The 21,974-nt window shown below is 71.1% G+C and carries 17 protein-coding genes; 11 read left to right on the forward strand and 6 right to left on the reverse strand.

All coding sequences use genetic code 11. The features are described from left to right. Window positions 1-4: 4 nt before the first annotated feature. The 4 genes from xdhB to ACIO3S_RS03770 all read right to left on the reverse strand — a co-directional run bounded on the left by xdhB (window position 5) and on the right by ACIO3S_RS03770 (window position 7,621). On the reverse strand, window positions 5-2,386 hold the full coding sequence (gene xdhB, locus ACIO3S_RS03755) for a xanthine dehydrogenase molybdopterin binding subunit (protein WP_400459586.1): 2,382 nt from the start codon (window positions 2,384-2,386) through the stop codon (window positions 5-7). Further along, a complete protein-coding gene (locus tag ACIO3S_RS03760) occupies window positions 2,383-3,825 on the reverse strand; it encodes a xanthine dehydrogenase small subunit (protein ID WP_400459589.1) in 1,443 nt (480 codons plus the stop codon). Before ACIO3S_RS03760 ends, xdhB begins: the two co-directional genes overlap by 4 nt. Then, window positions 3,822-5,777 carry a 2-oxo-4-hydroxy-4-carboxy-5-ureidoimidazoline decarboxylase gene (gene uraD, locus ACIO3S_RS03765; RefSeq protein WP_400459592.1) on the reverse strand — a complete coding sequence of 652 codons (1,956 nt, stop codon included), beginning with the start codon at window positions 5,775-5,777 and terminating at the stop codon, window positions 3,822-3,824. The genes ACIO3S_RS03760 and uraD overlap by 4 nt, the downstream gene beginning before the upstream one ends. Before the next feature lie 311 nt (window positions 5,778-6,088). Further along, window positions 6,089-7,621: a helix-turn-helix domain-containing protein gene (locus ACIO3S_RS03770; RefSeq protein WP_160025639.1), complete on the reverse strand. Its 1,533-nt coding sequence runs from the start codon at window positions 7,619-7,621 to the stop codon at window positions 6,089-6,091. A gap of 200 nt (window positions 7,622-7,821) precedes the next feature. On the opposite strand from ACIO3S_RS03770, the gene ACIO3S_RS03775 reads away from it, so the two are divergent. From ACIO3S_RS03775 to ACIO3S_RS03820, 10 genes are all read left to right on the forward strand, one after another. After that, window positions 7,822-8,643 (forward strand): hydroxypyruvate isomerase family protein, encoded by an 822-nt coding sequence (locus tag ACIO3S_RS03775; protein WP_400459596.1) that lies wholly within the window; start codon window positions 7,822-7,824, stop codon window positions 8,641-8,643. A gap of 21 nt (window positions 8,644-8,664) precedes the next feature. Next, complete coding sequence (locus tag ACIO3S_RS03780) at window positions 8,665-9,558, forward strand: 2-hydroxy-3-oxopropionate reductase (RefSeq protein ID WP_400459599.1); 894 nt, start codon at window positions 8,665-8,667, stop codon at window positions 9,556-9,558. A gap of 1 nt (window position 9,559) precedes the next feature. Continuing rightward, window positions 9,560-11,335: a glyoxylate carboligase gene (gene gcl / locus ACIO3S_RS03785; RefSeq protein WP_400459602.1), complete on the forward strand. Its 1,776-nt coding sequence runs from the start codon at window positions 9,560-9,562 to the stop codon at window positions 11,333-11,335. A gap of 74 nt (window positions 11,336-11,409) precedes the next feature. Further along, window positions 11,410-12,591 carry a glycerate kinase gene (locus tag ACIO3S_RS03790; protein ID WP_400459605.1) on the forward strand — a complete coding sequence of 394 codons (1,182 nt, stop codon included), beginning with the start codon at window positions 11,410-11,412 and terminating at the stop codon, window positions 12,589-12,591. A 115-nt stretch (window positions 12,592-12,706) separates the two neighbouring features. Further along, complete coding sequence (locus ACIO3S_RS03795; RefSeq protein WP_400459608.1) at window positions 12,707-13,579, forward strand: fumarylacetoacetate hydrolase family protein; 873 nt, start codon at window positions 12,707-12,709, stop codon at window positions 13,577-13,579. Continuing rightward, the gene (gene allB, locus ACIO3S_RS03800; RefSeq protein WP_400459611.1) at window positions 13,576-14,934 is read left to right on the forward strand and encodes an allantoinase AllB; all 1,359 of its coding nucleotides are present in this window, start codon (window positions 13,576-13,578) and stop codon (window positions 14,932-14,934) included. Before ACIO3S_RS03795 ends, allB begins: the two co-directional genes overlap by 4 nt. Further along, window positions 14,931-15,764, forward strand: coding sequence for a bifunctional allantoicase/(S)-ureidoglycine aminohydrolase (locus ACIO3S_RS03805; RefSeq protein WP_400459614.1), 834 nt, complete (start codon window positions 14,931-14,933; stop codon window positions 15,762-15,764). Before allB ends, ACIO3S_RS03805 begins: the two co-directional genes overlap by 4 nt. Continuing rightward, a complete protein-coding gene (locus tag ACIO3S_RS03810; protein WP_400459617.1) occupies window positions 15,764-16,498 on the forward strand; it encodes an SDR family oxidoreductase in 735 nt (244 codons plus the stop codon). Before ACIO3S_RS03805 ends, ACIO3S_RS03810 begins: the two co-directional genes overlap by 1 nt. Window positions 16,499-16,618: 120 nt before the next feature. Then, the gene (locus tag ACIO3S_RS03815; RefSeq protein WP_400459619.1) at window positions 16,619-18,622 is read left to right on the forward strand and encodes an FAD-dependent oxidoreductase; all 2,004 of its coding nucleotides are present in this window, start codon (window positions 16,619-16,621) and stop codon (window positions 18,620-18,622) included. Further along, window positions 18,619-19,878 (forward strand): class I SAM-dependent methyltransferase, encoded by a 1,260-nt coding sequence (locus ACIO3S_RS03820; RefSeq protein WP_400459622.1) that lies wholly within the window; start codon window positions 18,619-18,621, stop codon window positions 19,876-19,878. The genes ACIO3S_RS03815 and ACIO3S_RS03820 overlap by 4 nt, the downstream gene beginning before the upstream one ends. Before the next feature lie 10 nt (window positions 19,879-19,888). On the opposite strand, the gene ACIO3S_RS03825 is transcribed toward ACIO3S_RS03820, so the two are convergent. Together ACIO3S_RS03825 and ACIO3S_RS03830 are read right to left on the reverse strand one after the other, a co-directional pair. After that, the gene (locus tag ACIO3S_RS03825; protein WP_400459625.1) at window positions 19,889-20,674 is read right to left on the reverse strand and encodes an SDR family oxidoreductase; all 786 of its coding nucleotides are present in this window, start codon (window positions 20,672-20,674) and stop codon (window positions 19,889-19,891) included. 36 nt (window positions 20,675-20,710) lie between these two features. Further along, on the reverse strand, window positions 20,711-21,073 hold the full coding sequence (locus ACIO3S_RS03830; protein WP_400459629.1) for a nuclear transport factor 2 family protein: 363 nt from the start codon (window positions 21,071-21,073) through the stop codon (window positions 20,711-20,713). Window positions 21,074-21,151: 78 nt separating this feature from the next. Between ACIO3S_RS03830 and ACIO3S_RS03835 the strand changes: the two genes are divergently transcribed. Continuing rightward, window positions 21,152-21,946 (forward strand): MerR family transcriptional regulator, encoded by a 795-nt coding sequence (locus ACIO3S_RS03835; protein ID WP_400459632.1) that lies wholly within the window; start codon window positions 21,152-21,154, stop codon window positions 21,944-21,946. Window positions 21,947-21,974 lie beyond the last annotated feature (28 nt).

The raw sequence follows: 21,974 nt of genomic DNA on the forward strand, positions 1-21,974 counted from the left end.
GTCATCACCTCTCTCCGGCCATGACCGGCTCGGGCTCGCCGCCCGACTCGGCGGCCTGCGGCGTACGAGCCTTGTCGAGGGCCCAGTAGACCGCCTCCGGGGTGGCGGGACAGCCGAGCACGACGCTGGTGCCGGCCGGACCGAACGCGGCGGCCGCCTCACGCAGCGCCTCGCGTACGGAGAAGGCGAGCATCAGCGGGGGCTCGCCGACGGCCTTGGAGCCGTAGACGGCGCCCTCCTCGTGGGCCTTCTCGAGCAGCTTCACCCGGAAGTCCTCGGGCATCTCGGAGAAGCTCGGCACCTTGTAGGTGCTCGCCGCCTGCGTCGCCAGCTGGCCCCGGTTCGGTCCGTCGGAGGTGTCCCAGCGCAGGTCCTCCAGGGTCAGCCAGCCGGCACCCTGCACGAAGCCGCCCTCGATCTGACCGATGTCGATCAGCGGGCTCAGGCTGTCACCGACGTCGTGGACGATGTCGACCCGTCGCAGGGTGTAGGCACCGGTGAAGCCGTCGACCTCCACCTCGGACGCGGCCACCCCGTTGGCGAAGTACTTGAACGGCTCGCCCTGCATCACGTTGGGGTCCCAGTGCAGACCCTCGGTGCGGTAGAAGCCGGCCGCCCACAGCTGCACTCGCTGGTGGTAGGCCGTGTTCACGAGCTCGTTCCACCCGATCGAGCCCGAGGAGGGGGAGAGGCCGCGGACGACACCGTCGTCGAAACGCACGTCGTTCGGGCTGATCCCGAGATGGCCGCCGGCGACCTGGGCGAGCCGCTCGCGGATCTGCTCGCAGGCGTTCTTGATCGCGGCCCCGTTGAGGTCGGCGCCGGAGCTGGCCGCGGTCGCCGAGGTGTTGGGGACCTTGTCGGTGCGGGTAGGGGCGAGGCGTACGCGGGACAGGGGCAGGCCCAGTGCGGTGGCGGCCACCTGGAGCATCTTGGTGTGCAGGCCCTGGCCCATCTCGGTGCCACCGTGGTTGATCAGCACCGAGCCGTCCTTGTAGACGTGGACGAGGGCGCCGGCCTGGTTGAAGGCGGTGAGGTTGAACGAGATGCCGAACTTCACCGGCGTCATCGCCAGGCCACGCTTGGTGTGCGGGTGGCGAGCGTTGAAGTCGGCGATCTCCGCGCGGCGGCGGGCCACCTCACCGGACTCGGCGACCTGGTCCCAGCAGGCCGCCAGCCGGTCGGCCTGGCGGACCTGCTGACCGTACGGCGTGGTCTGGTTCTGCTGATAGAAGTTGCGGCGGCGCAGCTCGAGCGGGTCGATGCCGAGCAGCGGTGCGCACCGGCCGAGCAGGTCCTCCATGACGAGCATGCCCTGCGGTCCGCCGAAGCCGCGGAAGGCGGTCTGCGAGGTCTTGTTGGTGCGCGCGACCCGGCCGTCGACACGGATGTCGGGCACCCAGTAGGCGTTGTCGATGTGGCAGAGCGCGCGGGCCAGCACCGGCTCGGAGAGGTCGAGGCTCCAGCCGCCGTCGGCGGTGAGGGTGGCCTCGAGGCCGAGGATGTGGCCCTCGTTGTCGAATCCGACGCGCCAGGTGCTGTGGAAGCCGTGGCGCTTGCCGGACATGGTGATGTCCTGGGTGCGGTTGAGGCGCAGCCGCACCGGGCGCCCGGTCAGGGTGGCGCCCAGCGCGGCGATGGCCGCGTAGCCGTGCGGCTGCATCTCCTTGCCGCCGAACGCGCCACCCATCCGCAGGCACTGGACGGTGACCTCGTGGCTCGGGACGCCGAGCACGTGGGCGACGATCTCCTGGGTCTCGGAGGGGTGCTGGGTGCTGCTGTGCACCAGCACCTGGCCACCCTCGTCGACCAGGGCGAGGGAGACGTGGGTCTCGAGATAGAAGTGCTCCTGGCCGGCGAACTCGAACTCGCCCTCGAAGACGTGGGCGGCGTTCTGCAGGGCCGCCGTGACGTCACCGCGCTCGAGGTTGCGCGGGGTGCCCTGGAAGCTCTCCGCCGCGATCGCCTCGGTCACGGTGACCAGGGCAGGCAGCGGCTCGTAGTCGACCTCGATCGCGGCCGCGCCCAGCCGAGCGGCCTCCTGGGTCTCGCCGAGGACCCAGCACACCGCGTGGCCGTGGAACATCACCTCGGTCGGGAAGAGCGGCTCGTCGTGCTTGACGCCGGCATCGTTGACGCCGGGTACGTCCTCGGCGGTCAGCACCCGGATGACGCCGGGCACGTCGTAGGCAGGGGCGGTCCGGAGCGCGGTGACGAGGGCGTGCGTGTGCGGGGCCTGGACCGGCCAGGCGTGCAGCACGCCGGTCATCCGTCCGACCAGGTCGTCGGTGTAGAGCGCCTCGCCGGTGACGTGCAGCGCGGCGCTCTCGTGGGGCAGCGGGATCCCGACGATCGGGTTGTCGGGACGTTCGGACAGGGCGCTCATGCCGGCACCTCCTGGGTCTCCGGGTTGGTGTGGAACAGGCGCAGCAGGGACTGGCCCAGCATCGCCGAGCGGTAGGACGCGCTGGCGCGGTGGTCGTCCATCGGTGTGCCCTCGCCGGCCAGGACGGCCGCGGCGCGGCGTACGGTCTCCGCGGTCCAGGGCCGGCCGACCAGGGCATCCTCGGTGGCGACGGCACGCAGCGGGGTGGCCGCGACGCCGCCCAGACCGATCCGGGCGCGGACCACGGTGCCGTCGACGACCTCGACCGCGTAGCCGACGGCCACGCTGGAGATGTCGTCGAAGCGGCGCTTGGCGATCTTGTGGAAGCCGACGAGCGGGGCCAGCGGCAGCGGGATCCGTACGCTGCGGATCAGCTCGTCGGCGGCCCGGACCGTCTCGCGGTAGCCGGTGAAGTAGTCGGCCAGCGGGACGACCCGCTCGCCGCGCGGCGAGGCCAGGACGACCTCGGCGTCGAGCGCGAGGAGCGCCGGCGGGGCGTCGCCGATGGGCGAGGCGGTGCCGATGTTGCCGCCGAGCGTCGCGCCGTTGCGGATCAGCCGCGAGGCGAACTGCGGGAACATCTCGGCCAGCAGCGGGATCCGGCCGTTGAGCTTGCGCTCGATCTCGGTCAGGGTGAGGGCCGCGCCGATCTCGACGTGGCCGGTCCGGAAGGAGAGCTCGCGCAGCTCGGGCAGCCGGTCCACCGCCACGACCAGCGGTGCGCGGCGGCCGCGGATGTTGACCTCGACGCCCCAGTCGGTCGAGCCGGCGACGACCTGCGCCTGGGGCCACTCGGTGATCAGGTCGAGGGCCTCGGTGAGCGTCTCCGGGCGTACGAACTCGGCGCCGTCGACCGCGATCCGGGTCGGTCGCGGCTCGGGCGGAGGCTGCTGCTGGCGCGCGGCGAAGGCGTCGTCGGCCTCGGGCGCACCGAGGGCGTAGGCGGCATCGCGGATCGGGCGGTAGCCGGTGCAGCGGCACAGGTTGCCGCTCAGCGCGTGCAGGTCGACGCCGTTCGGGCCGTGCTCGTGGTCGCAGGTCTCGGCGGCCGCCTCGCGGCTCGGGCGGTAGTACTCCGCGGCGAGGCTGCAGACGAAGCCCGGCGTGCAGTAGCCGCACTGCGACCCGCCGCGTACGGCCAGCTCCTGCTGGACCGGGTGCAGGTCGTCGCTGGACCCGAGGCCCTCGCTGGTCACGAGCTCCTGGCCGTCGAGCGCGGCGACGGGGACGAGGCAGGCGTTGACCGCGGTCCACTCGGTCGGCGAGGTGGTGCCGGGCCGGGCGACCAGCACCGAGCAGGCACCGCACTCGCCCTCGGCACAGCCCTCCTTGGCACCGGTCAGGCCACGTCCGCGTAGCCAGTCGAGGGCGGTGGTGTGGGTGGCGACCCCGGTCAGGGGCACGTGGTCCCCGTTGACGGTGACAGAGGGATCGGTCATGGCTGGCTCCGGATCGGGTTGCGGGTGCGGGCGCTGTGGATCGGGTTGGCATCGCGCAGGAAGTCGTCGAAGCGGTGGCCGGCGATCTTGGCGATCTCGATCAGCGCTGCGGCGTGCTCCTGCCGTTCGCAGTTGCCGAGCCGCGACCGGCCCTCGGCGAGGATCCGGTCGAGCGAGTCGGAGTCGCGCACGGAGATGACCAGCGGGAAGCCGAACCGCTCATGGTAGGCGTCGGTGAGCGTGGACAGTGTCTCCTGGTCCGGCTCGGCCAGGTGGGTCAGGCCGCGCGAGGACTGGTCGCGCAGCGACTCCTCGCCGACCAGTCCCTCCGAGACCAGGCGCGAACCGAGCTCGGGGTAGGCCTCGATCAGCTCGCGCTGCTCCTCGACGGAGCCGCTGAAGAGGGCGTCCTGGAAGGCGCGTCGCAGGGCGTGCGTGTCGGCGAACGGACGCTGCTCCCAGGCCCGCTCCACCATCCACCGCGGCCCTTGGAAGAGACCGTCGAACGTCTCCACGAACTCCGTACGCCCCATCTGGTTGACCTGGTCGAGCCGGACGCCCTCGCCGGGCTGGCCGGCGACCGCGGGGCCGTAGTCAGGGCCGACGTGGTGGAACAGGATGTTGAGCAGGATCGCGGTGAGGCTGCCGAGGGTGATGCCGCTGCCGAAGATGATCTCGGCCCAGCCCGGGACGGCCTGGGCGACCTCGGGCTGCGCGGTGACGTACATCGCCAGACCGACGCTGGTCGCCACGATCACCACGTTGCGGTGGTCGTGGAAGTCGACCTTGCTGAGCGTCTGGAAGCCGACGACCGCGACCGTCGCGAACATCGCCAGGGCGGCGCCGCCGAGGACCGGGTGCGGGATGCCGGCGACGATCGCGCCGACCTTCGGGAGCAGCCCGATGAACACCATGATCAGGCCGGCCGTGGCGACGACCCAGCGGCTCTTGACCCGGGTCAGCCGGACCAGGCCGACGTTCTCGGCGAAGCAGGTGTACGGGAACGAGTTGAAGACGCCGCCGATGGTGGTGGCCAGGCCGTCGGCGCGCAGGGCGCGGGCGATGTCGTTGCGGCCGATCCGCTTCTCGACGATCTCGCCGGTGGCGAAGACGTCACCGGTGGTCTCGACGGCGGTGATCAGCATGACGACGATCATCGACACGATCGCGGCCGCGGAGAACTGTGGCCAGCCGAAGTGGAACGGCGTGGTGACGCCCACCCAGTCGGAGCTGGCGACGGCGTCGAAGTGGGCATCCCCGAGCGCCCAGGCGACCAGGGTGCCGACGACCAGGCCGACGAGCACGGCGACGGTGGCCATGAAGCCCTTGAACACCCGCTGGATGACCACGATCAGGGCCAGGGTGCCCAGGGCGTACGCCAGGTTGCGGCCGCTGGTGGGGTCCGAGGTCGGGCCGGCGCCACCGGTCGCGTCCGCGGCGGCGACGGGCAGCAGTGCGATGCCGATGATGGTGATCACCGAGCCGGTCACGACCGGCGGGAAGAACCGGATCAGCCGGCTGAAGTAGGGGGCGATGAAGAACGTCGCGAGCCCGGCGACGATCACCGCGCCGTAGATGACGAGCAGCCCGTCCGTGCCACCGCCCGCCGCGAGCCCGATCGCGATCATCGGCGAGACCGCGGTGAAGGTGACGCCCTGCAGCAGCGGCAGGCGTACGCCGACCTTCCAGAAGCCGACCGACTGGATGATCGAGGCGATGCCGCAGGTGAACAGGTCGGCGTTGATCAGGTGGATCAGCTCCTCCTGGCTCAACCCGATGGAGTTGGCGAGCAGGATCGGGACGATCACCGCCCCGGCGTAGAACGCGAGCACGTGCTGGAGGCCGTAGACGGCGAGCTTGCCCGCCGGGAGCACCTCGTCGACGGGGTGGGTGGGGCGGCCACCGTCCTTCTTCTGGGGCCGTATCGACCTCAGGACTGCTCTCGCGTTCATCCTCACACCTTTCTCGGGGGCGCCCTGGTGGGCAGGTGAGCTGTGACTTACCCCACAGCCTGGTCTCTCGGGGCCCCGAGCGGCACCCGCCGATCATCCGAAGATGGGGTCTGCGCGGATCTGGCCTTTGTGTGATTCTCCAGAATGGGGCGCGGCCGGTTTCGTAGCCGTTTCTGCGGAGTGAATCTCCGCGCCGGGATCGCGTGTAACACGCTGTTCGTAGCACTATCCGGTCGTTCCAATAGGGCGAGTAGTACTACGAACGACGTGTTACAGCGCCGACCGGCCAGCGCGCGTCTCGATCAGGTAGGTCACAGCGATCTGAGGGCGAGGAAGACGTCGACGCGGTCCTCCATCGTGGTCAGATCACGCCCGGTCAGCTCCTCGACCCGGGAGATCCGGTAGCGCACGCTGTTGACGTGGAGATGGAGCGACTCCGCCGTACGCGTCCACGAGCCGGCGTACGTCAGGAACCGGTCGAGCGTCGGCACCAGATCGCTGCCGGTGCGCTGGTCGTGCTCGAGGACGGGACCGAGGACGCGCTGCGCGTAGGTGCGGCGGATGTCGTCGGGGACCGTGGCCAGCAGCAGTACGTGAGAGGTGACCTCCTCCGAGCTGGACAGCGCCACCGCGCCGCCGCCGGAGCGGGCGACCCGGTGCGCGAACCGGGCCTCCTCGAGCGCTCCGGCCAGTGCGTCGATGGCGCTCTCGCCGCTCAGTCCGACCGACAGCGACCCGCGGACCAGCGCCGGCGCCAGCCGCGTCAGCGAGCGGCGCAGCTGGTCGGTGAGGTCCGGACGGGACGGGAGGAAGGCGACGGCACAGCCGTCCCGCGCGCTCGCGACCACGGACGGCCCCAGGCCGAGGGCCACATCCTCGAGCACCGCGGCCACCGCGTCCGGCGGGCCACCTGGCCCGAGCTCGGCCACGGCGAGCACCAGCGGACGCTCGGGATCGAGCCCGGACTGGCGTAGGCCGGTCGCGATCTCGGCGGGTGAGGCACCGGCCTCCAGGTGGGCGAGGGTGGCGGCCGCGAGTGGTCGCCGGACACGGAATCCCTCGTCGCGCCGCGAGCGGTCCAGGGCTGTGATGGCGCCGAACTCGTGGACCATGTCGAGGTCCTCCCGCGGCCAGGTGGTGTGGTCGCCCTCGACCGCCACGGTCCATCCGGTGAGGCGGTCGGCCAGGCCCGATCCGATGGGGAACAGCGAGTAGCTGCGGTCGCCTACCTCGGCCACGGCGGGCAGCAGGTCAGCGGTCAGGAAGCGGCGGGTCAGCGCGTCGACCGTCTCGGGATCGAGCTCTCCGGGGCCGGGTACGACATGGCGCCCGCTTGCGGTGAGGACCCGGCACGCGTGGCCGATCTCGGAGGCCACCCGGGCGGCCAGCTCGTCGAGGCTGCGGCCCGAGGCGATGGCGGAGAGGAGCTGACGCTGGCGGGCCAGGCTGGCCGACATCCGGGCGCTCGCGCCGGCGGCGCCAGCGGCCGCGACGTACTCGGTCACGTCGGCGAACGCCACGTCGCCGGGCACCTCGACCAGGGCGACCTGATGGCGGTGACAGGCCTCGACGAGGTCGTCGGGAACCGCGCCGAGCAGGGCCGCTCCGGCCAGCAGACAGGTCGCGCCACCGTCGGCGATCGAGGACACGAACGTCTCGCTGTCCTCCGGTCCGCGGCGCCAGACGAGGCCGGTGAGCACGAGCTCTCCGCCGTTCAGATAGCGGCCCGGCTCGAGCAGGTCGATCGTGATCGTGCGCCCCACCGGACGCTCCAGCGAGCCGTCGGGCGCGTGCAGGAGTCGCAGGCCCAGGCTGGGCTGCTCCAACAGCTCTGCAAGTAGCACGGTGCCTCCACCGGTCCGCCGGTCCATATCGGCCGCGTCTTGGAGGAACGTACAACGCCCGCGCATGTGCACGGGAGGCCCGTTGTCGTTTCTTCACCACTTTGCGGCCGAGTTCGAGACGCGGGTTGACGTGACTCCGCTCACATCCTTATATTTCGAATGTCAGAAATCAAATTCCGCAATACGGAAGGAACGGTGTGATGACCCACCAGCTCCGGTACGAGGTGAACTGCTCGATCCTGTTCACCGAGCTCCCGCTGCTCGAGCGCCCCGCGGCGGTGAAGGCCGCCGGCTTCGACGCGGTGGAGTTCTGGTGGCCGTTCGCCGAGGCGGTGCCGTCCGACCAGGACGTCGACGCCTTCGTGACCGCCGTGCAGGACGCCGGGGTGCACCTGGTCGGCCTCAACTTCTTCGCCGGCGACATGCCCGCCGGTGACCGCGGTCTGGTCTCGTGGCCGGCGCGGTCGGCGGAGTTCCGCGACAACATCGACGTCACGATCGGCATCGGTGAACGGCTCGGCTGCACGGCGTTCAACGCCCTCTACGGCAACCGCGTCGACGGTGTCGCCCCCGAGGCGCAGGACGAGCTCGGCGCCGAGAACCTCGCGCTGGCCGCCCGCGCGGCGGCCCGCATCGGTGGCACCGTGCTGGTCGAGCCGGTCAGCGGTGCCGACCGCTATCCGCTGCTCACCGCCGCCGACGCGATCGCGGCGATCGACCGCGCCGGCGAGGCCAACATCGGGCTGCTCGCCGACCTCTACCACCTCGCCGTGAACGGCGACGACGTCGACGCGGTGATCGCTGCGTACGCCGCTCGCATCGCTCACGTCCAGATCGCCGACGCCCCGGGCCGCAACGAGCCCGGCACCGGCGAGCTCCCGCTCGAGCGGCAGCTCGCCGCCCTCGAGGCGGCCGGATACTCCGGCTGGGTCGGGCTGGAGTACAAGCCCGCCACGACCTCGACCGAGAGCTTCGACTGGCTGCCGCGCGAGCGCCGCAGCGCCGCGACCGCCACCCACTGACCACCCCGTAGGAGGAACATCATGACCAACATCGCCTTCATCGGCCTCGGCATCATGGGCAGCCCGATGGCCGCCCACCTCGTCGAGGCGGGCCACACCGTCGCCGGCTTCGACCACAGCCCCGAGCGCACCCGGGCCCTGGCCGCGGCGGGCGGCCGCGCCGCCGCCTCGACCGCCGACGCCTGCCGCGACGCCGAGGTCGTCTGCGTCATGGTCCCGGACTCGCCTCACGTCGAGGAGGTCCTCGCCGCCGAGGACGGCGTCTTCGCGTCCGCCCCCGCCGGCGCGCTGATCATCGACTTCTCCAGCATCCGGCCCGACGTGAGCGCGACGCTCGCCGAGCAGGCCACGGCGCGTGGCTTCCGCATCCTCGACGCCCCGGTCTCCGGCGGCGAGGCCGGCGCGAAGAACGCGGCCCTCTCGATCATGGTCGGCGGCTCGGCCGACGACTTCGCGACCGCGAAGCCGCTCTTCGACGTCGTGGGCAAGACCATCGTCCACGTCGGTCCGAGCGGGGCCGGCCAGACGGTCAAGGCGGCCAACCAGCTCATCGTCGCGGCCAACATCCAGGCGCTCTCGGAGGCGGTCGTCTTCCTCGAGGCGTACGGCGTGGACACGAAGGCCGCCCTCGAGGTGCTCGGCGGCGGGCTCGCCGGCTCGAGCGTGCTCAACCAGAAGAAGGAGAACATGCTCACCCGCTCCTTCCAGCCCGGCTTCCGCATCGACCTGCACCACAAGGACATGGGCATCGTCACCGCCGCCGCCCGCGAGGCTGGCGTCGTGGTCCCGCTCGGCTCGCTGGTTGCCCAGCTGATGGCGAGCGCCCGGGCCAACGACGACGGCGGCCTGGACCACTCCGCACTGCTGCGCGGGGTCGAGCGCCTGAGCGGCTCTGTCACCAAGGGAGAGAACTGAGATGGCACGCATGCGCGCGGTCGACGCCGCTGTCCTGATCCTGGAGAAGGAGGGCGCGACCCAGCTGTTCGGCCTCCCGGGTGCCGCGATCAACCCGTTCTACAGCGCGATGCGCAAGCACGGCGGGCTCCAGCACGTGCTCGCCCGCCACGTCGAGGCGGCCTCGCACATGGCCGAGGGCTACACCCGGGCGAAGGCCGGCAACATCGGCGTCTGCATCGGCACCTCCGGCCCGGCCGGCACCGACATGATCACCGGGCTCTACTCGGCCTCCGCCGACTCGATCCCGATCCTGTGCATCACGGGCCAGGCACCGGTCGCGAAGCTCCACAAGGAGGACTTCCAAGCGGTCGACATCGCCTCCGTCGCCGGACCGCTCACCAAGATGGCGGTCACCGTGATGGAGCCCGCCCAGGTCCCGGGCACCTTCCAGAAGGCCTTCCGGCTGATGCGCGAGGGGCGTCCCGGCCCGGTCCTGATCGACCTGCCGCTCGACGTCCAGCTGGCCGAGATCGACTTCGACATCGAGACGTACGAGCCCTTGCCGATCGCCAGGCCGGCGGCCAGCCGTGCTCAGGCGGAGAAGACGCTGGCGATGATGCTCGAGGCGGAGCGTCCGCTGATCGTCGCGGGCGGTGGCGTCATCAACGCCGACGCCTCCGACCTGCTCGTCGAGCTCGCCGAGGTCACCGGGGTTCCCGTCGTCCCCACGCTCATGGGTTGGGGCACGATCCCGGACGACCACACGCTCAACGCGGGCATGGTCGGCCTGCAGACCTCCCACCGCTACGGCAACGCGACCATGCTGGCCAGCGACTTCGTGCTCGGCATCGGCAACCGGTGGGCCAACCGCCACACCGGCTCGGTCGAGACCTACACCCGCGGACGTACGTTCGTGCACATCGACATCGAGCCGACCCAGATCGGCCGGGTCTTCGCGGCGGACTACTCGATCGTCTCCGACGCTCGCGCGGCGCTCGAGGTGCTCGTCGAGGTCGCGAAGGAGTGGGCGGCCGACGGCCGCGTCACCGACCGTGCGGCCTGGGCCGAGGAGTGTGCCGAGCGCAAGCGGACCCTGCAGCGCAAGACCCACTTCGACAACGTCCCGATCAAGCCGCAGCGGGTGTACGAGGAGATGAACCGCGCCTTCGGGCCGGCGACCCGGTACGTCACGACGATCGGCCTGTCCCAGATCCAGGCCGCGCAGCTGCTGCACGTCTACCAGCCGCGGCACTGGATCAACGCCGGCCAGGCCGGCCCGCTCGGCTGGACCCTGCCGGCCGCGCTGGGGGTCGCGACAGCCGTCCCCGACGGCCAGGTCGTCGCGCTCTCGGGCGACTACGACTTCCAGTTCCTGATCGAGGAGCTGGCCGTCGGCGCCCAGTTCAACATCCCCTACATCCACGTGGTCGTGAACAACTCCTACCTCGGCCTGATCCGCCAGGCCCAGCGCGGGTTCGAGATGGACTACTGCGTGGAGCTGGCCTTCGACAACGTCAACAGCCCTGAGGTCGAGGGCTACGGTGTCGACCACCTCAAGGTCGCGGAGGGCCTGGGCTGCAAGGCGATCCGGGTGACCGACCCGGCCGATCTCGGTGCCGCCTTCGAGAAGGCCAAGGCCCTGATGGCCGAATACCGCGTGCCGGTGCTGGTCGAGGTCATCCTCGAGCGCGTCACCAACGTCTCGATGGGCGTCGAGATCGACGGCGTCGTCGAGTTCGAGGAGCTGGCCGAGCGTGGTGAGCACGCCCCGACCGCGCTCGTCCCGCTGGACTGAGGCGGGCCATGTCTCCCGCTTCCACCTGTGCCGAGTCGGCGCGTCCTGACGCACATCCGCCGAGTCGGCGCGTCATGACGAGCCGACTCGACGGAGATCTCGGTCAGGATGAGCCGACTCGGCCTGCGCAGCGGGTACTGGTCGCCTCCGACAAGTTCAAGGGATCGCTCACCGCTGCCGAGGTCGCGGCGGCGGTGAGCGCCGGGATGCGCCGGGGGAGTCCCGGCGTGGTCGTCGACGCGATCCCGGTCGCCGATGGTGGCGACGGCACCCTGGCGGCGGCCGAGTCCGCCGGGTTCGCCCTCGTGCCGGTCACCGTGGCCGGGCCGACCGGGGAGCCGGTGCGGACAGCGTACGCCCGGCGGGACGACGTCGCGGTCATCGAGCTCGCCGACGCTTCCGGGTTGGCGCGGCTGCCGGGTCTGCCGGATCCGCTGCGCTCCTCCAGCCTCGGGGCCGGGCAGGCGATGGCGGCCGCGATCGATGCGGGCTGTCGCCGGATCGTGCTCGGGATCGGCGGCAGCGCCAGTACCGACGGCGGAGCGGGGCTGCTCTGCGGGCTCGGCGCCAGGCTGTTCACCGCCTCCGGCGCGCCGGTGCCCGATGGCGGAGTCGGCCTGGAGCAGGTGGCCCGGCTCGACCTCGCCGAGCTCCGCCGCCGGATCGAGGGGGTCGAGATCACCGTCGCTTGCGACGTCGACAACCCCCTCACCGGACCCCGCGGCGCGGCTGCGGTCTACGGGCCGCAGAAGGGCGCCGATCCCGATCAGGTGCGGCGCCTGGACGCCGCGCTCGCTCACTGGGCCAACGTCGTCGCGGCCACGACGGGTGCCGATCACCGGGACCACCCGGGTGCCGGTGCTGCTGGGGGTGTGGGTTTCGCTGCGGTCGCGCTCCTGGGCGCCGAGCTCCGCTCGGGCATCAAGCTCGTGCTCGAGCTGGTCGACTTCGCCGCCGGGCTGGACGGCGCGCACCTCGTCGTCACCGGCGAGGGCGCGCTCGACGAGCAGACCCTCAACGGAAAGGCCCCGGCCGGCGTCGCCGCCGCGGCCGCCCGCGCCGGTGTCCCGGTCGTGGCGGTCTGCGGGGTCAACCATCTCGACCACGACCGGCTGCAGGCGGCCGGGATCGGAGCGGCGTACGCCTTGACGGACATCGAGCCCGACCTGCAGCGCTGCCTGACCGAGGGCGCCGCCCTGCTCGAGCAGATCGCCGAGCGGATCGCCGCCGACCATCTCATCAAGGAGGACGCATGAGCGAGCGGTGGAATGTTCACCGAGGTAACTCGGTGAGCGCCCACCTCCTTCGTGGAGTTCCACGAGGGAAGTGCAACCAGACCGAGGTACCTCGGTCAGCATCCGAGGAGGCGGCATGAGACTGCTGAGTGTGGGCCCGCCGGGCCAGGAGCGCCCCGCAGCCCTCGACGACCAGGACGTACTGCGTGACCTGTCGGCCGTCGTGCCGGCGATCGACGGCGACCTGCTCGGCGACCCGGAGCGGCTCGGACTGGTGCGAGGCGCGATCGCCTCGGGCAGCCTTCCCGTCATCCCCGACGGCACCCGGATCGGACCGCCGGTGGCCCGGCCGGGCAAGGTCGTCGGGATCGGGCTCAACTACGAGGACCACGCCGAGGAGGCCGGCGTCGCGATCCCGGACGAGCCGGTCGTCTTCCTCAAGCCCTCGACGTCGATCGTGGGTCCTCACGACGCGATCGAGCTGCCGCCGAGGTCGACGATGACCGACTACGAGGTCGAGCTGGGTGTGGTGATCGGCCGCCGACTGACCCGGTGTGCCGACCCGCAGCAGGCTCTGGCCGCGGTCGGCGGCTACCTCACCGCCGACGACGTCAGCGAGCGGGCGCGGATCGCGGCCGGGCCGACGTGGGCGAAGGGGAAGTGTGCCGACACCTTCACCCCCATCGGCCCGTGGCTGGTCACGCCCGACGCCGTGGGCGACCCGCAGGCCCTCGGTCTGGAGCTCTGGGTCGACGGAGAGCACCGGCAGCGGGGGACGACCGCCCGGATGGCCTACGGCGTCGGTGAGCTCCTCGCCTTCCTCAGTACGCTGATGACACTCGAGCCCGGCGACCTGGTGCTGACCGGGACGCCTGGCGGGGTCGCAGCGTTGCGGCCCGAGCCCCGGCCCTTCCTGCGGGAGGGGCACGTGGTGGAGGCCGAGGTGACCGGTCTCGGTCGCCAGCGGACCCGGGTGGTGGCAGTCGATGAGGTGGAGGTGAGGGTGTGAGTCGAGATCTCGATGTCGTCATCCGGGCGGCACGGATGGTGACCCCCGAGGGCGAGCGAGCCGGAGCCGTCGGAGTTCGCGACGGCGCGATCGTCGCGGTGGCGCCGATCGCAGAGGACCTGACCGCGGCCCGAGTGGTCGAGCTCGCCGACGACGAGGTGCTGATGCCCGGCGTCGTCGACGCGCACGTGCACGTCAACGACCCCGGCAGGACCGAGTGGGAGGGCTTCGCCTCCGCGACCCGTGCCGCGGCCGCCGGCGGGGTCACCACGATCGTGGACATGCCGCTCAACAGCATCCCGCCCACCTGCGACCTCCCGGCTCTCGACCTCAAGCGCAAGACGGCGGCGAGCCAGGCCTTCGTCGACGTCGGCTTCTGGGGCGGAGCCATCCCGGGCAACGTCGCGGAGCTGCGTACGCTGCACGAGGCCGGGGTCTCCGGCTTCAAGTGCTTCCTACTGCACTCAGGCGTCGACGAGTTCCCGCCGCTCGACAGCGCACAGCTCGAGCTCGCGATGCGCGAGATCGCGTCCTTCGACGGTCTGCTGATCGTCCACGCCGAGGACGCCCACGCGATCGAGCACGCGCCGGAGGCCGGGGGCGCGGCGTACGAAAGATTCCTGCACAGCCGTCCCCGCGGCGCCGAGAACCTCGCCATCGCCCAGGTGATCGAGCTGGCCCGGTGGACAGGCTGCCGCGTCCACATCCTTCACGTCTCCAGCTCCGACGTGCTCGCGATGCTGGCCTCGGCCCGGCGCGACGGGGTCCCGATCACGGCCGAGACCTGCCCCCACTACCTGACGTTCGCCGCGGAGGAGATCCCCGACGGCGCGACGCAGTACAAGTGCTGCCCGCCGATCCGGGAGGCCGCCAACCGCGAGCTGCTCTGGCAGGGCCTGCGTGACGGCGTCATCGACATGGTCGTCACCGACCACTCGCCCTCGACTCCCGACCTGAAGGCTCTCGACACCGGCGATTTCGGGGTCGCGTGGGGTGGCATCTCGTCGCTCCAGCTGGGCCTGTCGGCAGTTTGGACCGAGGCAAGGAGCCGCGGCTTCACCCTCGCCGACGTCGCCCGCTGGATGTCCGAGGCTCCCGCACGTCATGCCGGGCTGAGCCGCAAGGGGCAGATCGAGGTCGGCCACGACGCCGACTTCGCGGTCCTCGCCCCCGACGCCTCCTACGTGGTCGATGCCGCGAGGCTCCATCACAAGAACGCCGTCACGCCCTACCACGGTCGATCGCTCGCAGGTGTTGTCCGCGCGACCTGGCTGCGTGGCGAGAAGATCGACATCGAGGCCGCGCCCCAGGGCCGGCTGCTCAGCAGAGTCACCACAGAAGGAGCCCGACCATGAGCGAACCCCGCTACTACGCCCCGACCGGCGGCCACCCGTCGCAGCGTGAGCTGACCACCGACCGGGCCGTCTTCACCGAGGCGTACGCCGTGCTCCCCCGTGGCACCATGCGCGACATCGTCACCAGCAAGCTCCCGTTCTGGGAGGGCACGCGGCTGTGGGTGATCGCCCGTCCGCTCTCGGGGTTCGCGGAGACCTTCTCGCAGTACATCGTCGAGGTCTCGCCCGGCGGCGGCAGCGACAAGCCCGAGCTCGACCCGGGCGCGGAGGGTGTGCTGTTCGTGGTCGAGGGCGCGCTGACGCTCTCGGTCGAGGGCGAGAAGCACGATCTCACCCCGGGCGGCTACGCCTTCCTCCCGCCCGGCTCCACCTGGACGCTGCACAACACCAGCGACCAGGTCGCCCGGTTCCACTGGATCCGCAAGGCCTACCAGGCGGTCGAGGGCATCGACGTTCCCGAACCGTTCGTCACCAACGAGGTCGACGTGCCCGGTGGCGAGATGCCGGGCACCAACGGCGCCTGGAAGACCCAGCGCTTCGTCGACCCCGATGACGTACGCCACGACATGCACGTCAACATCGTCAGCTTCGAGCCCGGCGGCGCGATCCCGTTCCCGGAGACGCACGTGATGGAGCACGGGCTCTACGTCCTCGAGGGCAAGGCCGTCTACCTGCTCAACAAGGACTGGGTGGAGGTGCAGGAGGGCGACTTCATGTGGCTGCGGGCGTTCTGTCCGCAGGCCTGCTACGCCGGTGGACCCGACCGGTTCCGCTACCTGCTCTACAAGGACGTCAACCGGCACGCCGTCCTGTCGAGGCAGTTCACCTGATGCCGGTCGCGGTCGTCACCGGTGCCGGCTCCGGGCTGGGGAGGGTGATCGCGCAGGCGCTGGACGGTGCCGGCTTCCAGGTCGCGCTCCTCGGCCGCACGCGGAGATCGCTCGAGGAGACCGCGTCGGTGATGGCGCGGTCCCTCGTGGTGCCCACCGACGTCGCTTCCGCCGCTGAGGTGTCGGCGGCGTTCGCCGCGGTCGTCGGAATGTGGGGCCGCGTGGACCTGCTGGTCAACAACGCCGGCACCTTCGGGCCGAGCGGCGAGGTCGACGAGGTCCCGCCCGAGGAGTTCGCCGCGACGCTGGCCGTCAACGTCACCGGCTCCTTCCTCTGCGCCCGCGAGGCGGTCGCCCAGATGAAGCGTCAGGACCCGCGCGGCGGTCGGATCATCAACAACGGCTCGATCTCCGCACACGTGCCGCGACCGGGCAGCGCCGCCTACACGACCTCCAAGCACGCGATCACCGGTCTCACCCGTTCGCTGGCCCTCGACGGCCGCACCCACGACATCGCGGTCGGCCAGATCGACATCGGCAACGCGGCCACCGAGATGACCGCCGGGATCGCCGTCGGCGCCCGTCAGGCCGACGGCACCGTACGCCCCGAGCCGACCTTCGACCCGCAGCACGTCGCCGACGCAGTCGTCGCGACGGCCCAGCTGCCGCTCGGTGTCAGCGTGCCTGCGATGACCATCCTCGCGACCGGGATGCCGTACGCCGGCCGCGGCTGACGCTCCCCGGGCCGTCCCGAGAAAAGCTGACGGCCCGGAACCAATCCGATTCGCCCCGGTGACCGAAGACCGGGTGGCGGCGCCTCTGCGCCGACCGCCCACTTCGACCCGAGGAGCCCGATGAGCAGCGCCGACCACGAACGCCGTCGGATCGCCGTGGTGGGCAGCGGGGTGGCCGGCCTGACCGCGGCCTACGTCGCCTCCGGCGACAGCGCGGTGACGCTCTTCGAGGCCGATGACCGGCTGGGCGGCCATGCCGACACCCACCGCGTCACCGCGCCGGACGGGAGCGAGCTGGCGATCGACACCGGGTTCATCGTGCACAACCGGCGTACGTATCCGACGCTTCTCCGGCTCTTCGCCGAGCTCGACGTGCCGACGCAGGTCTCCGAGATGTCGATGTCGGTGCGTTCGGAGAGCGCCGAGGTGGAGTACGCAGGGGCGCGCGGGCTGCGCGGGGTGCTGCCCGACCGCCGCGCGTGGCGCCCGGCGCACCTGCGGATGCTCACCGAGATCCCGCGGTTCCACCGGGCGGCGCGGGCACTGCTCGCCGGCGGTGAGCCCGACGATCGCACCCTCGAGGCGTTCCTGGACGAGCACGGGTTCACGCCGCACTTCCGCCGCCACTTCATGGCACCGCTGGTCGCCGCGGTGTGGTCCTGCGACCCGGCCACGGCGCTGAGCTACCCGGCTCGCTACCTCTTCGAGTTCCTCAGCCACCACGGGATGCTGCAGATCTTCGGCTCGCCGCGCTGGCGCACGGTCACCGGCGGGTCGGCGACGTACGTCGAGGGGGTCGCCGCCGCGATCCGCGACCGCGGCGGCCGGGTGCTGACCTCGACGAAGGTGGTGAACGTGGTCGAGACCGGTGCGGGTGTCGAGATCACCGACGGCAACGGGCGCACCGAGCTCTTCGACGCGGCCGTGCTCGCGACCCATCCCGGACAGTCGCTGGCGATGCTTGGCGAGCCGACGGCGGCCCAGCGGGAGATCCTGGGTGGGTTCCCGTACTCCGCCAACCAGGCTCAGCTGCACACCGACACCAGCCTGCTGCCGGACAGCGAGCACGTCCGGTCCTCGTGGAACTACCTGGAGCGCCCGTGCCGCGGCCAGGTCACGGTCACCTACGACCTGACCAGGTTGATGCGGCTGCCGGCTCCCGGAGGCGTACGTCATCTGGTCACGCTCGGTGGGGCCGACCTGATCGACCCGGAGAAGGTCATCGCCACCATGGAGTACGAGCACCCGCTCTACACCCCGGAGTCGGTCGCCGCTCAACAGCGGGCCGACGAGCTGGACTCCGACGCGTTGGTCTTCGCCGGCGCCTGGCGTGGCTGGGGGTTCCATGAGGACGGCGCCCGCTCCGGTGCCCGTGCGGCCGAGCGGCTGGGACTGTCCTGGACGGCCCCGGCGGAGCGGCCCGACGACGCGACCGGGGTGTATCGCACCACGATCAGCCACACCCGGCGGGGGCCGCTGCGGAACCGGTTCGTGCACCGCTCCCACTGGCAGGTGGTCGACCTGGACCGGCTGCCCGACCGCGGGCCCCTCGGCCGCTTCGAGGCCCGCGACCATCTGGGCGACCCCGGGCTCTCGATCCGGGAGAACCTCGCCGCGTTCCTGAAGCTCCACGACATCAACCTGGCCGACGCGCGGGTGCTGATGGCGGCTCAGCCGAGAGCCCTCGGGTTCAGCTTCAACCCGATCAGCGTCTACTGGTGCACGGCTGCCTCCGGGGAGCCGCTGGCCACCGTCGTCGAGGTGCACAACACCTACGGCGACCGGCACGCGTACCTCGTCCACCCCGACGAACGGCACCGGGCGCAGGTCGCGAAGGCGATGTACGTCTCACCGTTCCACGGTGTGGACGGCCACTACGAGCTGACCGTGCCGCCACCCGACGGGCGACTCCGGGTCGCCGTCCGGCTGACCACCGAGGACGGGACCGTCTTCGACGCCTCCGTCCGCGGATCCCGGGTCGAAGGGCGGTTCGGGGACACGCTCCGTTCCGCGCCCGCCGCGATTCTCGGCGTGGTCTGGATCCGCATCCACGGCGTGGCGCTGTGGCTACGACGCCTGCCGGTCCACAGACGGCCGTTGCACCACCAAGAAGGAGTCCGATGAAGACCATCGAAGCCCCCACCGCCCAGCCCCTGGTGGGTGAGCGTTGGCCGATGCTGCAGGAAGCACCCAGCGGCCTGGTTGCCCGGGGCACCGCGGCTGCCGCGGCGGCCGTGTTCCGGGCCGCCACGAAGCGGCTCGGCATCAGCGTGAGCGAGGACGGCAGCCCCGCCGACATCGTGCTGCACCGGCCCGAGGACTTCTACGCCAGGCTCAGCCGGCACGGGCTGATCGGCTTCGGCGAGGCGTACCTGACCGGTGCCTGGGACGCGCCGGAGCTCGGGGAGACGCTGACCGTGCTGTGCCGGGATCTCGACGGTCTCCTGCCCGGGTGGGCACAGCGGCTGCGCGGCGTCTACGAGCGGCGCCGCGGTGCGAAGGACCTGAACACGCCGGAGAACGCGCGCGAGCACATCGGGCACCACTACGACCTGTCGAACGACTTCTTCGCGCTCTTCCTGGACCCGACGATGAGCTACTCGGCGGGCCTCTTCTCCACGCTGCCCTCCACCGAGGACCTGGCGCTCGCCCAGCACCGCAAGATCGACCGGATCCTCGACGAGGCGGGAGTCGGAGCGGGGACCCGTCTGCTCGAGATCGGGACCGGCTGGGGAGAGCTGGCCCTGCGGGCCGCCGCCCGGGGCGCCCAGGTCACCTCGGTGACCCTCTCCGTCGAGCAGGCCGAGCTGGCCCGGCGCCGGATCGGCGCGGCCGGTCTGGACCATCGCGTGGACATCGAGCTGCGCGACTACCGAGCCGTGGACGGAACGTACGACGCGGTGGTCTCGGTCGAGATGATCGAGGCCGTCGGAGAACGGTTCTGGCCGGTCTACTTCGCGAAGATCGACGAGGTCCTGGCCCCGGGCGGCACTGCGGTGATCCAGGCGATCACCATGCCTCACGACCGGATGCTCGCGACCCGTCACACCGAGACCTGGATCACCAAGTACATCTTCCCCGGCGGCCTGCTCCCTTCGAACGAGGCGATCACCGCTGCCACCGAGGCGCACACCCGGCTCCGGGTCCGCAGCCGGCTCTCGTTCGGCCCCCACTACGCCGAGACCCTGCGGCGCTGGGACCTCGCGCTGTGGGAGCACGCCGACGAGGCCAGGTCCCTCGGCTTCGACGAGACCTTCCTGCGGATGTGGCACTTCTACCTGGAGTACTCCCGCGCCGGGTTCGCAGCCGACTACATCGATGTCCAGCAGCTCACGTTCACCCGGGACGAGGCCCCGACCGGCGGCCGATCAGCGGGGTGATCGCGAGTGCTCAGACGGTCGGGACGGTGCCACCGTCGATCACGTACTCGGCGCCGACGATCGCCGAGGCGCGGTCTGAGACGAGGAATCCGACCAGGTCCGCGATCTCCTCCGTGTTCGCGAACCGTCCCAGGGGTACTCCTCCGAGGGAGTCGTAGATCGTCTGCTTGGCGGCTTCACGGGTGAGTCCGTTGCCCTCGGCGATCCGGTCCACGAATCGTTCGTAGGCTTCGGTCTCGATTCCTCCGGGGCTGATCGCGTTGACCCGTACGCCGCGTGGCGCGAGCTCGTTGGCAAGCCCCTTGCTGTACGTGCGCAGCGCGGCCTTCGCTGCTGCGTAGGCCAAGGACGCGTCGTACAGGGGCAGCTCACGCTGGATCGAGGTGACGTGCAGGACCACGCCCGACCCGGACTCGATCATCGCCGGGAGAAGGGCTCGATCCAGCCGTACTGCTCCCAGGAAGTTGAGGTTCAGCTCGGTGAGCCACTGGTCGTCGGTGATGACCGCGAATCCACCCGACGGCGTCGACGCCCCTCCGGCGACGTGCACCAGGATGTCGAGTGCGCCGGCCTCTGCGATGCGAGCGGCCACGGCGTCGGTGCCTGCTGCCGTCAGGATGTCTGCTTCGATGAACCGGTCAGGGTGCTCGTACCCGTCGGGCATGGTGCGCGCCGTCACGTACACGTCGGCACCCATCTCTCGCAGTCTCTCCACGACGGCCTTGCCCGAGCCCTTCGAGCCGCCCGTGACCAAGGCCCGGCGACCATCGAGACGATCGCGATCTGAGATAGACATTTCTCTCCTGTGAAGATCGAGGTGGTGTGGGTTCGGTCAGGCTGGGTGGTTGGCGATGACGAGTTCGGCGACGAGGCCATCCCGCAGCGCGAACCGGTAGTCGAGCTCGGCGACGCCTCCCGGGAAGGTGCCCTCGAGCCGCACGGTGACCACCCAGTGGGCGTCATCGACGCGGCGAGCGCCGATCTGCTCGGTCGTGTACTCGAACTCGGACCCGGCGTCCCGCAGGAACGCGTGGACGTCCTCTCGACCGCGGAAGGTCTCGCCCTGGTCGACGACCACCGCGTCCTCGGTGAGGAACGACGAGGCGGTGTCGGCGTCGTGGACGACGTGGGCGGCGAAGAAATCGCGCACGGTGGTCGGGAGCAGGTCGGACGGAAGATCAGTGTGCTGTGTCATGAGCCCACCATCTGGCCTCTCGGCGTGGGAGGGTCAAGCGGTGGACTCTCCCCCAGGGGGAGCGTTCACAATGAGGGGGTGCTGACCATCGGGGAGTTCTCGCGGTTGACCCACTTGAGTGTGCGGACCCTGCGCCGGTATCACGAGGCCGCCTTACTGGATCCGGCTGTGGTGGACGAGACCACCGGTTACCGCTACTACAGCGTCGACCAGATCCCGACCGCGCAGGTCATCCACCGGCTTCGCGAGCTCGACGTCCCCCTGGGCGATGTGCAGCGGATCCTGCGGACCCCCGACCCGGGTGTCCGGGCGGCCCTGATCGCGGACCACCTGCAACGCCTCGAGGACGAGCTCGACCGCACGCGGGCTGCGGTCGTGTCACTGCGCCGTCTGCTCCGGCCCGACCCCGCGCCGATCGACGTCGAGCTGCGTGCGGAGCCCGCCCGGACGGTCGCCGCGGTGGAGGCCGTCGTCGGGCATCGCGACGTCGAGACCTGGTACGCAGGCGCGATGGCCGAGCTGCAGGCGGCCGTCGGGACAGCCGTGACCGGTCCGCCGGGCGGCAGCTACGACAACGCCCTCTTCGAGCAGGAGCGCGGTCACGCGCTCGTCTACCTGCCGACCGATGCGCCACCTCGCACCGGACGCGTGCACCCCGCGACCCTTCCTGCCGCGGAACTGGCAGTCACCACCCACGTCGGCGAGCACGACGGCATCGAGGTGACGTACGGCGAACTCGGAACCTGGGTCGTGGAGAACGCGATGTCGGTGGCCGGGCCGGTGCGGGAGGTCTACGTCGTCGGCCCTCGCGACACAAGTGATCCCGCTGCGTGGCGCACCGAGATCGGCTGGCCGGTCTTTCGTGTCACCTGAGACGAACGGGACGAACGAGGCCCCGACC

Source organism: Nocardioides sp. NPDC087217, assembly GCF_044744805.1.
GTDB lineage: Bacteria > Actinomycetota > Actinomycetes > Propionibacteriales > Nocardioidaceae > Nocardioides.

Coding starts and splice junctions, on each gene's coding strand:
- ACIO3S_RS03825 (WP_400459625.1), bottom strand. CDS start 20,674: ATGTCTATCTCAGATCGCGATCGTCTCGATGGTCGCCGGGCCTTGGTC.
- ACIO3S_RS03790 (WP_400459605.1), top strand. CDS start 11,410: ATGACGAGCCGACTCGACGGAGATCTCGGTCAGGATGAGCCGACTCGG.
- xdhB (WP_400459586.1), bottom strand. CDS start 2,386: ATGAGCGCCCTGTCCGAACGTCCCGACAACCCGATCGTCGGGATCCCG.
- gcl (WP_400459602.1), top strand. CDS start 9,560: ATGGCACGCATGCGCGCGGTCGACGCCGCTGTCCTGATCCTGGAGAAG.
- ACIO3S_RS03760 (WP_400459589.1), bottom strand. CDS start 3,825: ATGACCGATCCCTCTGTCACCGTCAACGGGGACCACGTGCCCCTGACC.
- ACIO3S_RS03780 (WP_400459599.1), top strand. CDS start 8,665: ATGACCAACATCGCCTTCATCGGCCTCGGCATCATGGGCAGCCCGATG.
- uraD (WP_400459592.1), bottom strand. CDS start 5,777: ATGAACGCGAGAGCAGTCCTGAGGTCGATACGGCCCCAGAAGAAGGAC.
- ACIO3S_RS03805 (WP_400459614.1), top strand. CDS start 14,931: ATGAGCGAACCCCGCTACTACGCCCCGACCGGCGGCCACCCGTCGCAG.
- ACIO3S_RS03775 (WP_400459596.1), top strand. CDS start 7,822: ATGACCCACCAGCTCCGGTACGAGGTGAACTGCTCGATCCTGTTCACC.
- ACIO3S_RS03795 (WP_400459608.1), top strand. CDS start 12,707: ATGAGACTGCTGAGTGTGGGCCCGCCGGGCCAGGAGCGCCCCGCAGCC.
- ACIO3S_RS03830 (WP_400459629.1), bottom strand. CDS start 21,073: ATGACACAGCACACTGATCTTCCGTCCGACCTGCTCCCGACCACCGTG.
- ACIO3S_RS03810 (WP_400459617.1), top strand. CDS start 15,764: ATGCCGGTCGCGGTCGTCACCGGTGCCGGCTCCGGGCTGGGGAGGGTG.
- ACIO3S_RS03820 (WP_400459622.1), top strand. CDS start 18,619: ATGAAGACCATCGAAGCCCCCACCGCCCAGCCCCTGGTGGGTGAGCGT.
- ACIO3S_RS03815 (WP_400459619.1), top strand. CDS start 16,619: ATGAGCAGCGCCGACCACGAACGCCGTCGGATCGCCGTGGTGGGCAGC.